Origin of the sequence: Sorangium sp. So ce1335, assembly GCF_051521615.1 — a bacterium.
Lineage (GTDB): Bacteria > Myxococcota_A > Polyangia > Polyangiales > Polyangiaceae > Sorangium.
The window spans coordinates 10,619,707-10,633,331 of record NZ_CP150363.1 but is presented as its reverse complement, the minus strand read 5'-3'; the positions used below and the strand labels follow the sequence as shown (position 1 = coordinate 10,633,331).

The following is a 13,625-nucleotide window of genomic DNA, read 5'->3' as shown; positions in this document are numbered from 1 at the left end:
GAGGGCATGGAGAGCACCGCTCGGTTTGCTGGGACCGACGCGGCGCGCGTGGTAGGGCCGGGGAGGGGTGCCGACGTGAAACTTATTGTCGACAAGCTGGGCCGGGTCGAACACGCCGAGCTGGACATCCGGCCGCTGACCGTGCTCGTTGGCGAGAACAATACGAACAAGACCTGGGTGGCCTACTGCCTTCACGGTCTTGCGCGTTACCTGACGTGGCGCCAATCCTCACCGCTCGGTGACCGCTTCGGTCATGGCTTCCTCCAGCTCGAGCCGGCGGCCGCGCGGGTGAGCATCGATGCGGCAGTCGGCAACGCGTTGGAGCGCGTGCTGCGTCTTCGTGCGCTCTCCGATGCGATCCAGTTCAGCGTCGCGCGCCGGGAGCTCGTCGAAGGCGTCCAGTGCGCTGTGAGGTTCACCCTCTCCGCCGACAGGATCCGGGAGCTCCTGAGGCTCACGGACGAGCTGTCGGACGAGAGCGCTGCGACGTTGGAGGTCGGACCCGAGGCGTTCCAGCGCCGGGATCTCGATACCGGCGCGCTCGGCATGAGCGCCGATCTGGACGTCATGTACTTCCGCCGGAGCGTGATGACGCATCTGTCTGCCCCTGGGGCGCGGGCCACCTTCACCTGGCAGCCGAAGCCCGATGCGGAGGTGGGGCCGGCCCTCGAGGCCTACGCGGGGGACGTCCTTCGGGCGCTGGCGCACCGTTTCCTCGCCCCAGGGATCGCCTTTGCGCTGCCCTCGGAGCGCAAGGCGTTTGTCTCGACCTACAAGCTGCTCCGGCCGGAGTTCGAGGAGACCCTCAGCCTTCCGGTCGTCGATTTTGCCAACTTTCTGACACTGACAGAGAACGTGTGGCATGTGCGCAAGGAGCCGGCGATGCCGGATGCGTTGGCTCACCTCGAGCACGGCATCCTCGGTGGATCCATTGAACTCGCGCCCGCCGGTGCGGGTTTTCGACTTGTATTCGCCACGCGAGCAGGCGCGGCGCTCCCGCTACACTCTTCGGCCTCGATGGTCCGCGCGCTCGCCGGCCTGGACCTCTATCTCCGCTGCTGGGCAGCGCCCGGTGACACCTTGCTCATCGACGAACCCGAGATGAACGCTCACCCGGAGGCGCAGGTACACCTCACCGAGCTCATCGCCTACCTGGTCAACCGGGGTGTCCGTGTCGTGCTTACCACGCACAGCCCCTACATCGTCGATCACCTGAACAACCTGATCCGAGCGAAGGATCTCTCCAGCGCGGATCAGGCTGCGATCGCCCCCCATTTCAAGCTCGGGACTGCGGAGTGCTTCCTGCGCGCGGAGGATGTCTCGGCCTACCTCTTCCAGGCCGATCGCGACAGGGTTCCGGTAACCGTCACACCGATCTTCGAACGCGAGGGGCGCCACATCATCGACTGGGAGACCTTTGGCCGCACCACCGAGTATGTGACGAATCTCTACTCGGCGGAGATCCTTGCCCGCCTTTACCGCTGAGGGCCGTCACCATGAGCAGGACGCTGCCTTCGAGGCCGCACCCGACGCCGCTCGGATACCTGATCGGGCCGGCGATGGAGTCGGTCGGGACCACGTCGCTCAGCGAGGCCGGGAAGAGCGCGTTCCTCTCCCCCCATCGGCACCTGGGAGAGACGGTGCGGCTTTTCGGATCCAGCCGGAGCCGTTCCGCCAGCATTTCGGCATGGAGCCGGATGCCCCCGTTGCCGACGCGCTCTTTCTTTACCTGAGGGAGGCGGAGGACGCGCCGGCTCGGTGGGTGGTGTTCGTGGTGGAGCTGAAGGGGAAAGACCACAAGCACGCGCTGGAGCAAATGCAGCGAACCATCCAGGCGCTCCGCGACAAACTGGGCTCCTCACTCGGTAGAGGATTCCTTGCAGGGGAGAATCTGCGTGCGATCCTCGTCTCGGATCGAGGCTCACCGGCGCGATTCGACGACGCCCTGGAGAACTTTCGGCGGCAGACGCGGGTGACACCCTATCTCTGCGTCAGCGGAAGCGGACGAGTCGACCTTCGACAATACCTCGATCCGTCCAGGCGGTGAGGTGATCCTGGAGAGGCCCCCTGTCGTCGAGCGAGGACCCAGCAGGCGGCCCCCGGATCATCGAGGCGTGGGCGTCTCGCCTACGGCGGCTCTGCGGGGCTCCCCGCCGGAGCCCCTCCGGGGGCGACGGTGAGATAGCCGAGGAGCGCGTCCGAGATCGCCCGCCGGAGGCCGCCGTCCTCGACGCCGGGGGGCGGATCGAGGGCCGCTGCGTGGACGAGCTCCTCGAACATGCGAAGCACCACGTACGTGGCCAGCTCGAGATCCGGCTGCGCGATCTCCGCGCCGTGGCGCGACAGGAGCTGCCGCGTGCGCTCGAAGACCGCCTGGCTCGCGGCGCTCAGCGCGCGCCGTTGCTCCAGCGTCGGGAGATCGGCGTGGAGGAGCCGCTGAAGCCGCGGCTCCGTCCGGTGGACATCGAGGCTCCTTGCGACGAGCAGCTCGGTCGCTTCCCGCAGCGAGCGGCCCTCGGCGGCCGCGTCGACCTGCTCGAGGAGCCGGAGCATGTGGCGCACGTGGCGCTCGTGCAGGGCGGTGACGAGGGCGTCCTTGTTCGGGAAGTACTGGTACACCGACCCGACGCTCACGCCCGCGATCCTGGCGATCCGGTTCGTGTTCGCCCCCTCGTAGCCGTGCTCGTCGAAAACGCGAGCTGCGGCCTCGACGATGGTGTCGACGAGGAAGCGCGAGCGCGCCTGGCGAGGCGCTTTGCGCGGCGTCTGCGGGCGCTTCACCGTCTGTCTTCCCAACGCGAGTCTCCGCCGTCGGCCGGATGGCCCAGACTGGCGGCTCATGATCACCTCCAACGCATCCCCGCGCAATCTGCTCCCGCCCGTCCTCTTGCTCCTCGTGACGGCCGCCATGGGGCTCGCGCACGCCCTCGTGCCTCACCCGTCGCTGCTCCCGGCGCCGTACCGCGCGACAGGCCTCGTGCCCCTCGCGATCGGGATCGCCGTGGCGGTCGCGGCCCGCGCGCAGTTCGCGCGGGCCGCGACCGAGATCAACACGTTCGCCGAGCCCACGCGGCTCGTGACCGGCGGGCTGTTCCGGTGGTCCAGGAACCCGATGTACCTCGGCATGGCCCTCGCCGCCGTGGGCGTGGCGATGCTGAGCGGCTCCGCGGCCTCGTTCCTCCTCGCGGCCGCCTTCGTCGTCGTCGTCGACCGCTGGTACATCGCGTTCGAGGAGCGGCGGCTCCGCGCCCGGTTCGGCGCCGCCTACGAGACCTACGCGCGGTCCACGCGGCGCTGGATCTGACGGCCGGCGCCGCCGGAGGCGCGCGGACGGCGCTGTCATGCGCGCGTGGGATGCGGGGCCTGTGCCGAGCACGCGGATGAAGCAAAACAGGACCGCCAGGAGTAGAAGGGAGGGGGAGACGCGGATGACAGGCAGGCTTCGCGGTGTGCTCGGGGTGGGTTGCGCAGCGGCGGCGGCGTTGACCGCGGGCCGGGCGGCCGCCATGCAACAGCCGCCTCCTCGCCCTCCCGCGCCCGCCGCGTCGCCGGCGTCGTCCGCGCCGCCGGGCCACCCGGGCGGCGCTGCGGCCGTGCAGCCGCCGGGCGACGCGGCGAGCCAGCCCGCTTCCCCTGCGCCGCCTCCAGGCGGCGCGGCGAGCCCGCCTCCTCCGCCCGCGCCGCCTCCTGGCGGCGCGGCGAGCCAGCCAGCTTCCCCTGCGCCGCCTCCTGGCGACGCGGCGAGCCCGCCTCCTCCGCCCGAGCCGCCCGCCGGCGCGTGGAGCGGGACGCCGCCCGGGTATCCCCCGCCGCCGCCGGGGTGGATGTGGAGCCCGGTCCCTGTGCCGCCGGAGGGCATCCCCGGCGGCGCGCAGCCCGCTCCGAGGCGAGTCTGGTACGGCTGGCAGCACCTCCTCGTGGGGCTCGGGAGCCTCGTCCTCCTGCCCGTCGGCGCCGCCGCCGAGTCGGAGGCGCTCGTCCTTCTGAGCGTCGGCGGCTTCGCGTTCGGCGGCCCCGTCACGCACTGGGCCAACGGCAACGTCGGAAAGGGATTCATCAGCCTCGGCCTCAACGCCGGGGGCACGATCGGCGGCGGCCTGGTCGGGATGGTCCTGGCCGCCTCCTCCGATTCCTACGACGAACCGTTCGCGGCGCTCGGCGGCTTCTTGATCGGCGGCGGCCTGGGCCTGCTCACGGCGAACATCATCGACATCGCCTCCCTCGAGTACGAGGAGCGCTGGCCAACGGGGGAGCGCTACGACTACCTCCGTCTCCGCTCGCCGCGCCTGCGGCTCGCGCCGCAGGCTGCCCTCGCGCCGGGCGGCGCCACCTTCGGCCTCGGCGGCACCTTCTGAGCGCGCCGCGCTGCCTCGCCCCGTCGCCTCGCCGCCGCGCTGCCCCATCGCTTCGGGCTGGCCAGGCGGCCGCGCGGGTGTAGCATCCGCGCGTGTTCATTCCGAAATCAGGTGCACGACGGCTCGCGTTCGCCGCGCTCGCCGCGCTCGCCGCGTGCGGCGGCGCCGACCGGCAGGAGCCCGAGTTCGCGGACTCCCCCTCGGTCCCGCTCCCCGGCCCGCCCGGCGCCGCGCCGCTCGACGCCGCCGGCGGCGAGCCGGAGGAGCTGCCCGGCGTCGACACCGCCGAGCTCGTCCGCCGCGAGCGCCACACCTGGTGGCAGCTCGTCTCGCAGCTCTACGCGCCCTGCTCCGAGCACGCCGTGTCGATCGCGCAGTGCGTCCGCGAGTCGCGCCCCTGCGCCGCCTGCGCGCCCGCCGCGCAGCTCCTCGCCGACAAGATCCGCGGCGGCGCGAGCGGCGCCGAGGCGCAGGCGGCGTACGGCGTGCGGTTCGGTCCGAACGTGAAGAAGATCGATCTCGCCGACTCGCCCTCTCGCGGGCCGGAGGGCGCGCCGGTGCAGATCGTCGTGTGGTCGGACTTCGAGTGTCCCTCCTGCGGCCGCGCGGTGCCGATCCTCGACGAGATCGTCGAGCGCCACGCGCCGAACGTCCGGCTGGTTCACAAGGTGTATCCGCTGCGGTCTCACGCGCACGCCGAGCCGGCCGCGCGCGCGGCCATCGCGGCGCACGCCCAGGGCCGCTACTGGCAGATGGAGCGCCTGCTGTTCGAGAACCAGCAGCGCCTCGAGGAGAAGGACCTGCTCGGCTACGCGCAGCGGATCGGCCTCGACATGGCCCGGTTCCGCGCCGACATGGCGGGCGAGGCCGCCGCGAAGGTGATCGCGCGCGACAAGGCCGAGGCCGACCGCGCCGGGCTCTCGGGCACGCCGTTCATCGTCGTCAATGGCCGGGAGTTCGATCTGGCGCTGTTCAGCCTTCAGGGGGAGCTCGACCGGTGGATCAAGACCGAGCTCGCGATCCTCGGGGCGAGCGGGCGAGCGGCGCCCGCCAGAACGACGGAGGGCGGCTCGGAGCACAGTCGGTCCTCCTCGCCGCGCGCAGGAGCAGGGGGCCCAGACGGACGGAACAGCAGCGCGAAATGATGGAGGCCCAGGGAGGCGCCGCGTTCAAGTAACACGTAACCACGCGAGGAAGTAGAGCCCGAGCACGCAGGTTGCCCCGCGGATTGACATGGACTAACCTCTTGGTCCACAGCGCACACCGCTGGCCGATCCCAGGAGGTTCCGGGTGAAGCAAGTCACCATCCATGCCGCCAAGACCCACCTCTCACGCCTCATCGAGGAGGCGTGCGCCGGCGAGGAGATCGTGATCTCCCGTGGCAGCGAGCCGGTGGTTCGCCTCGTTCCTGTAAAAACCCCTGCGCCGGCGCGCGTGTTTGGCAGCATGCGCGGCCGTGCGAAGGTTGACGCCGCCTTTTTCGAGCCGTTACCGGACGATGAGCTCGCTGCATGGGGGCAATGACGTGCGCGCCCTGCTCGACACTCACGCGCTCCTCTGGTGGCTCGACGGTGATGAGCGGCTCTCACTCCCGGCGCGGACCGTCATCGCCGATGAGAACAACGAGATTTTCGTGAGCGCGGCGAGCGCCTGGGAGATCGCCACCAAAGCCAGGATCGGAAAGCTCCCCGGAGCTCTCGATGTCGCCGCGGACATCGTGGATTGCCTGAAGAAGCAGGGGTTCACACCCCTCAGCATCTCGGTCTCGGATGGACAGCGCGCCGGGAGCTTACCAGGGCCGCACAGGGACCCTTTTGACCGCATGCTCATCGCGCAGGCGCTGTCGCTCGACATCCCGCTGGTCACGAACGAGACGGTCTTCGAACAGTACGGCATTCGCCGGCTCTGGTGACGATCGACGGAGCGAGGCACGGTCGGCGGGGGCCGACGTGACGAAGAGGACGACGGCCCACGCTGTCGCCCGAGCCCTCGACGCCCGAGCGACAGCGTCTGCCGCATCCGTCGGGGAGAAGCGCGAGGGGGCGCTCCTTGAGGCCGGCGACGGCGTGCTGCTGGACGACCCTCGACGCTCTCGGCCACTCCGAGCCGGATTCACCTGGCCGCTCAGGCCGATACGTTTCGCCATCCGGATCGCGATCCAGCAGGCCAGTTCCTGACACATCGAGGCAAATTGCCTCGGCGTGCGGGGCGTCCTGCGTGGGTTTCACTGCTGGCATACCCCTCGCAAGCCCGGCGTCCAGGCCTCCACAGCGCGAGATCCGCCGCAGGTCGCGCGCTGCCGGGGCGCTCCACGCAGCGCCCGATGGAGGCTGTACGCACGCGAACGAAGGGAGAGTCCGTCATGACGACAGCACGTAGGTTCCTGCCTGTCTTCCTCGCTGCTGCTGGCGTCCTCGTGGGCTGCGACTCCGCGAGGGACGAGCGAGCTCGAGCCGACCACGAGCTCCGCGAGGTCAAGGAGGAAGCGGCGGAGGCCCAGAGCAAGCTCGACGACATGAAGAGGCAAGGCGACGCGCCGACACAGGCCGAGGTGGATGAGGTCGTCGACGACCTCAGGGAGGCGCAGGCCGAGGCCAGGGAGGTGAGCGCCGAGGCGGACGCGGCGCTCGCGAGGGCGCGCCTGGAGGCCCGGTCCGCTGTGGAGAGGTCGCTCCAGGAGAAGATGAAGAGCATGGCCGACCTCCAGCGCGAGATCCGGGAGAAGCTGCCGAAGGCCGAGGCGGACAGGCTCGTGGAGGAGCTCACGCGGCGATCGGGGGCAGTCCAGGAGATCCTTCTCGAGATCGACCGCGCCAGGGGGATCAACCTGGAGGCGATCAAGAGGACCGCGGAGCAGCGCCTGGGCGATTTCGATCAGGCGCTGGAGCAGGCCCGACAGCGGGTCTGAGGAGCGGGCGAGCAGGGCCCATCGAGCCGAGCGCGCCGCGCCCCGGCATCCGCCGACAGGCGCCGCGCGCCCCGGCCTCAGCCCCTCTTGCGCCGGCGCCGGGCCTCCCCGGCCGGCGCCGGCGCCCCGGCGTCGCGGCGGGCGCTCCGCAGCGCTTCCCAGAGCGCCTGCGCGACGACGCCGTGCGGCCGGTCGCGGCGGCGCATCACGAACAGCTCCATGACGTCGGCCTCGAACTCGGGCACCTGCAGCCTCACGAGCTCGCCCGCGGCCAGCGCGTCGGCGGCCACGTGCTCGGGCAGCCCGCCCCAGCCCATGCCCGCGAGGATGACCTCCCGCTTCGCCGCGACGTCGGTGACGGTCCAGCGCAGGCCGCCCTCCAGCACGTTCAGCGACGGCGAGCCGCTCCCGGTCGCGCTGTCGCGCAGGACGATCTGCGCGTGCGCCCGCAGCAGCGCCGGCGGGATCGGCGCGCCGCACGTGGCCACCGGGTGATCGAAGCGCGCCACAGGGAACACCCGCACGTCGCAGAAGGGCGCGATCTCCACCTCGGACGCGTCGATCCCGAGCCTCGTCGCGACGGCGAGGTCGGCGCGCTGCTCGCGCAGCGCGTCGGCGGCGCCCGCCAGCCGCTCGGTGCCGAGCTCGATGCGCACGAGCGGATAACGCGCCTGCACGCCCCGGAAGATGCCCATGAGCGGCCCGAGCGGCGTCACCGCGTCGACGGCGAGCCGCACGATCGGCTCCACCTTGCCCGAGAGCCGCATGCCGAAGCTCCGCAGCGCCTCGGTGCTCTCGATGACCGCCGCCGCGCGCTCGTGGAACAGCCGGCCCGCGTCGGTGAGCGTGGCGCGGTACTCCCGGCGATCGAACAGCGCGACCCCCAGCTCGCCCTCCAGGTTGCGCACCAGCTTGCTCACCGCCGGCTGGGACTTGTGCAGCCGCGCGGACGCGGCGCTGAACGAGCCCTCGCCCGCGACGGCGAGGAAGGCGACGAGCTGGTCGTAGGTCATGGCGGCGCGCGCAGGGTTCAGAACCGGAGGTTATGGAGTCCATAGGAACATACCACTTTCTTGTTCCGGGGAGCGGCGCCAGGGTGTCGGCAAGAGAGGAGCGACACTCCATGTCCAACCGAATCGATCGCGTCATCATCACCGGCGCCAGCAGCGGTATCGGCCTCGATCTCGCGAGGCGCTTCCTGGCCGAGGGCTCGCGCCTCGTCCTGAACGGGCGCGATCCGGAGAAGCTCGACCGGGCGCGGCGGAGCCTGGAGGGCGGCGAGCGCGTCGTCGCGGTGCCGGGCCACGTGGGCGACAGGGCCACGGCGCGGGCCGTCGTCGACGCCGCGCGGGAGCGCTTCGGCGGCGTCGATGTGCTGATCAACAACGCGGGGATCTTCGGCGTGAAGCCGTTCCTGGAGAGCACGGAGGAGGACCTGGAGCGGTTCTTCTCCACCAACGTGAAGGGGACGTTCCTGATGACGCAGGCCGCTGTGCCGCTGATGATCGAGGGCGGCGGTGGCTCGATCCTCAACGTGGGGACGGTGCTCGTGCAGCAGGCCATGACGGGGATGCCCTGCTCGGCCGCCATGGCGAGCAAGGGCGGTGTCCACGCGCTCACCGTCTCGCTCGCGGCCGAGCTGGCCCGGCACAACATCCGCGTGAACACGCTGGCGCCCGGCATCATCCGCACGCCGCTCATCGGCGAGAACGCGGACGCGATGGCGTCGATTCACCCCCTCGGCCGGATCGGCGAGGTGCGGGACACGACGGACGCGGCGCTGTACCTGGCCAGGGCCGGCTTCGTGACAGGCACGACGCTCGACGTGGATGGAGGCTACGCCCATGGTCGCTGAGGGCCGGAAGCACGTGCTCCTGATGGGGCTAGAGGTGACGGACGAGGCGTCCTACGCCGGCTACCGCGCCCGCATGACGCCGATCCTCACGACCTACGGCGGCGCCTTCGGCCACGATTTCGTCGTGGCGCGCGTGCTGAAGGGGGATGCGCGCATCAACCGCGTCTTCACGATCGTGTTCCCCGACCGCGCGACGCGGGAGCGGTTCTTCGCCGATCCGGCGTACCGCGCGGCGCGCGCCGAGCTCTTCGAGCCGGCCGTCGCGGCGGCGATCGTGCTCGGGGAGCTCGAAGAAGCGGTGGAGTGAGCCGTCCCGTCCGCCACGCGCTGTCCATCACGCATTCTCGCGACGATCCGCGCGGCGTCGCGATCACGCCCTGCGTTCCACCTGGAGCCGCTGCGCCCGTGGAGGAGCAGGTGGCGACCGGCGCGGGCGGCAGGGCACCGCCGGCGACCCGGGGCACGGGGACGGCGGCGCCTGTGTAGCTCGATCGCGTACCGGCGCAACCACCGCCACCGATGAATCCCGTCAGGGGCTCGCCCCGCGCGACAGGCGCTGGCGGGCCGAGGGATCGGTCGTGCGGACGCGTCGCCGGCGCTTGACACTCTACCTACCGATCGTAACTTACCACGAGTAGATAGCCTGCGTCTTCGGCGGAGGCCCGTCAACAGGAGTCATCGCCATGCACGTTCTCGTTGTCGTCGCGCATCCCGAGCCCAGCTCGCTCACCCACGCGATCGCCGCACAGGTCGCGCAGGGCGCGGCCGACGCCGGCCATACCTTCGAGATCGCCGATCTGGCGCGCGAAGGGTTCGATCCTCGGTTCACCGAGGCCGATCTGGCCGTCCACCGCCGGAAGGCGCCGCCGCCGGCCGACGTGGCCGCCGAGCAGGCGAGGATCGACCGGGCGGACACGCTGGTGCTGGTCTATCCGGTCTACTGGTGGTCGATGCCGGCCCTGATGAAAGGGTGGATCGATCGCGTGTTCTCCAACGGCTGGGCGTTCGACTTCAGCGTCGGCGGCAAGCTGGTGAAGAAGCTCCGCCATCTGCGCGTCCACCTCGTGGGCCTCGCGGGCTCGGACGTGCGGACGTACGCGCGACACGGCTACGTCGGCGCGATGAAGATGCAGATCGACCACGGGATCTTCGGCTACTGCGGCGCCACCGTGGGCACGTCCGAGCTGCTGTTCGATTCGGAGGCGCACGACCCGGCTGTCCACCTGGAAGCGGCCCGCGCGATCGGGCGCAGGCTCCTCGATGCACCCGGCCGTCGCGAGACCGCGTGAGCGGCTCTCGGCAGCGAAGAGGCCGTTCTTCTGGCGCTGGCTGGGGCCGTGTTCGGTCTCTGGCATGGCCAGAGCCACGGCCACCACCACGTCGGCTGGAGCCTCGATCGCGGCGGTGACGTGACGGAGCTCTGGGGCCGAGGCGCCGTGGTGACTTCCGAGCGTGGCGAGCCGCCCTTGACATCCCGGAACATTGGCTTTTCTTTTCCCCTCGATGCGCATTGGTAAATTCAATCCGCCCGACGTCCACCGGACCCCTGGCTACCATCACGTCACGATCGTGGAGGCCGGCCGGATGGCCTTCCTCGCCGGCCAGTGTCCGCTCGACGTCGACGGCAACCTGGTCGGCGCGGGCGACCACCTCGCGCAGGCCGACCAGGTGGCGGCGAACGCCCTGGCCGTCCTCTCCGCGGCCGGGGCGCAGCCCGCCGACGTTGTACGCTCGGTGATCTACGTGGTCAGCGACGACAGGGAGGTGCTTGCCGCTGTGTGGCAGCGACTGAACGACTCGGCGCTCGGCCCGGCCTTCGGTACGGCCAGCACCCTGCTCGGGGTCGCCGCGCTCGGCTTCACCGGTCAGCTGGTCGAGCTGGACCTGACCGCCGCCCTCCCTGATTGATCCTGCGGTCGCCGGACCAGCCGGTCGCCGAGCGTCGACGGCGCGCTGCTTCTTCGCTCGCAGCGCTGTACTCGCCGTACGGCGGCACGAAGCCCGGGATCCCGATTCCCCGTTGCCTTCGCGCTGCACAGACCAGCAAGGCGCGACGTCGCGATCATGCCCGGCTGTTCCACCTGGAGCCGCCGCGCCCGTAGCCTCGCGTGATCATGGCTACCAACAAAAAAACCTCGCGCCGGCAAGCCCTGGCGTCCGTCTTCGTTCCTGGCACCGACCCGCTGGCGTTCGCGCCGCCCGTGGTCACCACCCTCTCCGCGCAGCTCGCGGGGTTCAAGGCCGAGCCCCACGGCTACGATCCCGAGCTCGCCGAGGAGCTCGTCGCCGCGTACCGCCCGCGGCTCACGGCCATCACGCCGGATAGGCTGGAAGTCCCGCGCGTCGATGTCGAGTCGGTCAGCCGCGCCCTGCTCACCGTTCACGCGCTCACGCAGGCCCCGCCGCTCCTCGCGCTCTACCGGGGCGCGGCGGCGCAGGGGGAGTTCCAGATCGACAACCTCGATCACCTGAAGGCGCTCGCGCTCATCCTCCTCCATGCCTATCGCCAGGCCGACGCCGCGGGCGCTTTCGCCAGCGGCGCCAAGCTCTCGGCGGCCCTCGACAGGGAGTCGGCGGAGGTCGAGTCGCGCATGCAGAAGGTGTGCGAGCACTTCTTCGGCGACGACCCGGAGCTCGGCCCGGTCCTCCGCCGCCTCAGCGCCGGGACGGGCTACCTCGATCGCGCGTATGACCTCCTTGGTTACGCGGACATCTACCAGGCCAGGCATGACGTCGTGTCCACGGATCCGGTCCATCACCGCGCGACCGACCTCGCCGACGCCCGGCGGCTCGCCTCGCAGATGCTCGCCGTCCTCGGCGCGGCGCTGAGCCCGAAGGCGCGTGAGGCGTACGACCTGCTCCAGCGCGCCTGGACGCTCGCCAAGCCGCTCTACGTCGAGGTGCAGGAGCTCGGGCTGCGTTTCCTGCGGTACGATCCGCAGCGCGACGCGCGGTTCCCGTCGCTCTACGTCGTCGGGCGGGCTGGCCAGGGGCGGAAGCGGACGAAGAAGGAGGCTGCGGCGCCCGCAGGGGGCGACACGGCGTCCAGCGGGGGCGGCGGGGCGGCGACCGGCGGAGGGGCCGGCGCGGGAGCGGCGAACGGCGGTGGCGCGGGCGCGGCGAACGGCGGCGGCGCGGGAGCGGCGAACGGCGGAGGGCCCGGGGCGGCGAACGGCACGGCCAGCGGGGCAACGTCGGGCGCCGGTGGCGGCGCGACGTCTGGCAGCGGCGGCGGGGCGGCACCGGCGGCCCGGGGCGCCGAGAAGCCGGCACCTGTGTAGCGGGCAGTCCTCCGGGGGCCGTGTGCACCTGTTCAGGACCGGCATGCTCGAACGACGTGATCCCGAGTTTCAACTCCCCCGGCGGCCTCGATCGAGGTCCTGGCCGGAGTTTCAACTCCCCCGGCGGCCTCGATCGAGGCCCTGACCGGAGTTTCAACTCCCCCGGCGGCCTCGATCGAGGTCCTGGCCGGAGTTTCAACTCCCCCGGCGGCCCCGATCGAGGTCCTGACTGGAGTTTCAACTCCCCCGGCGGCCCGATCGAGGTCCTGACCGGAGTTTGAACTCCCCCGGCGGCCCGATCGGGCGGCGCGAAGCACGACGTACGAAGCTTCGATCACGTCGCGGTGAACTCCAGCGTCATGGCGTGCGACATCGCGGCCGTCCCGCTCGGCGGCGGGGAGCTCGACGTCGCCATCTTCTGCCTGTCGCTGATGGGCGCGAACTTCACCGACTACCTGCGCGAGGCTCACCGCTGCCTCCGCCTGGACGGCCGGCTGCACATCTGGGAGCCCGCGAGCCACTTCGACGACATCGACGCGTTCTGCGCGGGGCTCGCGCGGCTCGGCTTCGAGGTGATGGATCCGCGCCAGCAGGGAGCGTTCATGCGCATCCGCGCGGTGAAGGCGACGGTAACGGCTGCGCCGGATATCGTCCTCCACTTCAGGGGAAGGCCGGCAGCCGCCTCAGCCGGCCGCTAATAAGCGGCATATCGCCGGATGCTGTTCTGAGCACGCCCGAGAGCGACGGGAGGCCGTTAACGACAGCCGCCTTGCTCCGAGGTCCGGGACTACCCGACCCTTGTGACATCAGCACCTGCGACAGGGCCTGGATCCCCGCCGCGACGTTGCCGATCCACCCTACGGCGAGCCCGGTCGATACGGCGATCGCTGGCACACTGATCGCGGCGCTGATTCCTGTGGCGCTCGTGACGCCCCCGAATACCTCCCCCGTCAAGCCCCCGATGGTGAGAGCCAGCCCACCCACGATCTGCCCGATGGCCAGCCCCATCCTGGCTTCCGGCGTCCCATGGGCCAGCACGCCCGCGGCGTCCAGCAGCCCATGCCCGACGCCGGCGAAAGGGACCGCCCCGAGCATCAGCCCGGCGATGAACCCTCCCTCCACCTGCACGTAGGGGTTCTGCGCCCCCCTGGATCCGCGCCGCGATGTTCCTGATTAACCACAAACCATGCCATGCGACGCCGCTTGGTTCGGGTCCCTTCTATTGA

At 71.0% G+C, this 13,625-nt stretch carries 16 protein-coding genes and 1 pseudogene; 14 read left to right on the top strand and 3 right to left on the bottom strand.

All coding sequences use genetic code 11. From position 1 onward, the window contains the following. The first annotated feature begins 75 nt into the window (after positions 1-75). Together WMF24_RS39790 and WMF24_RS39785 are read left to right on the top strand one after the other, a co-directional pair. On the top strand, positions 76-1,485 hold the full coding sequence (locus WMF24_RS39790; RefSeq protein WP_437732680.1) for an AAA family ATPase: 1,410 nt from the start codon (positions 76-78) through the stop codon (positions 1,483-1,485). A gap of 202 nt (positions 1,486-1,687) precedes the next feature. Next, complete coding sequence (locus tag WMF24_RS39785) at positions 1,688-2,047, top strand: hypothetical protein (RefSeq protein WP_437732679.1); 360 nt, start codon at positions 1,688-1,690, stop codon at positions 2,045-2,047. A gap of 80 nt (positions 2,048-2,127) precedes the next feature. Here WMF24_RS39785 and WMF24_RS39780 read toward each other — a convergent pair whose 3' ends face one another. Beyond that, positions 2,128-2,781, bottom strand: coding sequence for a TetR/AcrR family transcriptional regulator (locus tag WMF24_RS39780; protein ID WP_437732678.1), 654 nt, complete (start codon positions 2,779-2,781; stop codon positions 2,128-2,130). Positions 2,782-2,839: 58 nt separating this feature from the next. Between WMF24_RS39780 and WMF24_RS39775 the strand changes: the two genes are divergently transcribed. From WMF24_RS39775 to WMF24_RS39750, 6 genes are all read left to right on the top strand, one after another. Further along, positions 2,840-3,304 carry a methyltransferase family protein gene (locus tag WMF24_RS39775; protein ID WP_437732677.1) on the top strand — a complete coding sequence of 155 codons (465 nt, stop codon included), beginning with the start codon at positions 2,840-2,842 and terminating at the stop codon, positions 3,302-3,304. Positions 3,305-3,428: 124 nt separating this feature from the next. Next, positions 3,429-4,355 (top strand): hypothetical protein, encoded by a 927-nt coding sequence (locus WMF24_RS39770; RefSeq protein WP_437732676.1) that lies wholly within the window; start codon positions 3,429-3,431, stop codon positions 4,353-4,355. A gap of 92 nt (positions 4,356-4,447) precedes the next feature. After that, entirely contained in the window at positions 4,448-5,500 is a 1,053-nt protein-coding gene (locus WMF24_RS39765) for a DsbA family protein (RefSeq protein WP_437732675.1), read from the top strand. 145 nt (positions 5,501-5,645) lie between these two features. Beyond that, a complete protein-coding gene (locus WMF24_RS39760) occupies positions 5,646-5,879 on the top strand; it encodes a type II toxin-antitoxin system Phd/YefM family antitoxin (protein WP_437732674.1) in 234 nt (77 codons plus the stop codon). Position 5,880: 1 nt separating this feature from the next. Beyond that, complete coding sequence (locus WMF24_RS39755; RefSeq protein ID WP_437732673.1) at positions 5,881-6,267, top strand: type II toxin-antitoxin system VapC family toxin; 387 nt, start codon at positions 5,881-5,883, stop codon at positions 6,265-6,267. Between the two features lie 450 nt (positions 6,268-6,717). Further along, complete coding sequence (locus WMF24_RS39750; protein ID WP_437732672.1) at positions 6,718-7,263, top strand: hypothetical protein; 546 nt, start codon at positions 6,718-6,720, stop codon at positions 7,261-7,263. Positions 7,264-7,340: 77 nt separating this feature from the next. On the opposite strand, the gene WMF24_RS39745 is transcribed toward WMF24_RS39750, so the two are convergent. Continuing rightward, complete coding sequence (locus WMF24_RS39745; RefSeq protein ID WP_437732671.1) at positions 7,341-8,276, bottom strand: LysR family transcriptional regulator; 936 nt, start codon at positions 8,274-8,276, stop codon at positions 7,341-7,343. Positions 8,277-8,386: 110 nt separating this feature from the next. On the opposite strand from WMF24_RS39745, the gene WMF24_RS39740 reads away from it, so the two are divergent. From WMF24_RS39740 to WMF24_RS39715, 6 genes and pseudogenes are all read left to right on the top strand, one after another. After that, positions 8,387-9,118 (top strand): SDR family NAD(P)-dependent oxidoreductase, encoded by a 732-nt coding sequence (locus tag WMF24_RS39740; protein WP_437732670.1) that lies wholly within the window; start codon positions 8,387-8,389, stop codon positions 9,116-9,118. Continuing rightward, on the top strand, positions 9,108-9,425 hold the full coding sequence (locus tag WMF24_RS39735) for a DUF1330 domain-containing protein (RefSeq protein ID WP_437732669.1): 318 nt from the start codon (positions 9,108-9,110) through the stop codon (positions 9,423-9,425). Before WMF24_RS39740 ends, WMF24_RS39735 begins: the two co-directional genes overlap by 11 nt. Before the next feature lie 376 nt (positions 9,426-9,801). After that, complete coding sequence (locus tag WMF24_RS39730) at positions 9,802-10,407, top strand: NAD(P)H-dependent oxidoreductase (protein ID WP_437732668.1); 606 nt, start codon at positions 9,802-9,804, stop codon at positions 10,405-10,407. Between the two features lie 214 nt (positions 10,408-10,621). Further along, positions 10,622-11,026 carry a RidA family protein gene (locus WMF24_RS39725; RefSeq protein WP_437738909.1) on the top strand — a complete coding sequence of 135 codons (405 nt, stop codon included), beginning with the start codon at positions 10,622-10,624 and terminating at the stop codon, positions 11,024-11,026. Positions 11,027-11,232: 206 nt separating this feature from the next. After that, positions 11,233-12,399, top strand: coding sequence for a hypothetical protein (locus WMF24_RS39720; protein WP_437732667.1), 1,167 nt, complete (start codon positions 11,233-11,235; stop codon positions 12,397-12,399). Between the two features lie 311 nt (positions 12,400-12,710). Then, positions 12,711-13,097 (top strand): annotated as a pseudogene (locus tag WMF24_RS39715) (hypothetical protein); the annotation flags it as partial. Here the strand turns inward: WMF24_RS39715 and WMF24_RS39710 are convergent. Continuing rightward, on the bottom strand, positions 13,060-13,527 hold the full coding sequence (locus WMF24_RS39710) for a hypothetical protein (RefSeq protein WP_437732666.1): 468 nt from the start codon (positions 13,525-13,527) through the stop codon (positions 13,060-13,062). The pseudogene WMF24_RS39715 and the gene WMF24_RS39710 sit on opposite strands and share 38 nt — an antisense overlap. Positions 13,528-13,625 lie beyond the last annotated feature (98 nt).

Excerpts from the sequence above, each read along its gene's own strand:
- WMF24_RS39735 (WP_437732669.1), top strand. The coding sequence starts at position 9,108 with ATGGTCGCTGAGGGCCGGAAGCACGTGCTCCTGATGGGGCTAGAGGTG.
- WMF24_RS39730 (WP_437732668.1), top strand. The coding sequence starts at position 9,802 with ATGCACGTTCTCGTTGTCGTCGCGCATCCCGAGCCCAGCTCGCTCACC.
- WMF24_RS39750 (WP_437732672.1), top strand. The coding sequence starts at position 6,718 with ATGACGACAGCACGTAGGTTCCTGCCTGTCTTCCTCGCTGCTGCTGGC.
- WMF24_RS39725 (WP_437738909.1), top strand. The coding sequence starts at position 10,622 with ATGCGCATTGGTAAATTCAATCCGCCCGACGTCCACCGGACCCCTGGC.
- WMF24_RS39720 (WP_437732667.1), top strand. The coding sequence starts at position 11,233 with ATGGCTACCAACAAAAAAACCTCGCGCCGGCAAGCCCTGGCGTCCGTC.
- WMF24_RS39785 (WP_437732679.1), top strand. The coding sequence starts at position 1,688 with ATGGAGCCGGATGCCCCCGTTGCCGACGCGCTCTTTCTTTACCTGAGG.
- WMF24_RS39775 (WP_437732677.1), top strand. The coding sequence starts at position 2,840 with ATGATCACCTCCAACGCATCCCCGCGCAATCTGCTCCCGCCCGTCCTC.
- WMF24_RS39740 (WP_437732670.1), top strand. The coding sequence starts at position 8,387 with ATGTCCAACCGAATCGATCGCGTCATCATCACCGGCGCCAGCAGCGGT.
- WMF24_RS39745 (WP_437732671.1), bottom strand. The coding sequence starts at position 8,276 with ATGACCTACGACCAGCTCGTCGCCTTCCTCGCCGTCGCGGGCGAGGGC.
- WMF24_RS39770 (WP_437732676.1), top strand. The coding sequence starts at position 3,429 with ATGACAGGCAGGCTTCGCGGTGTGCTCGGGGTGGGTTGCGCAGCGGCG.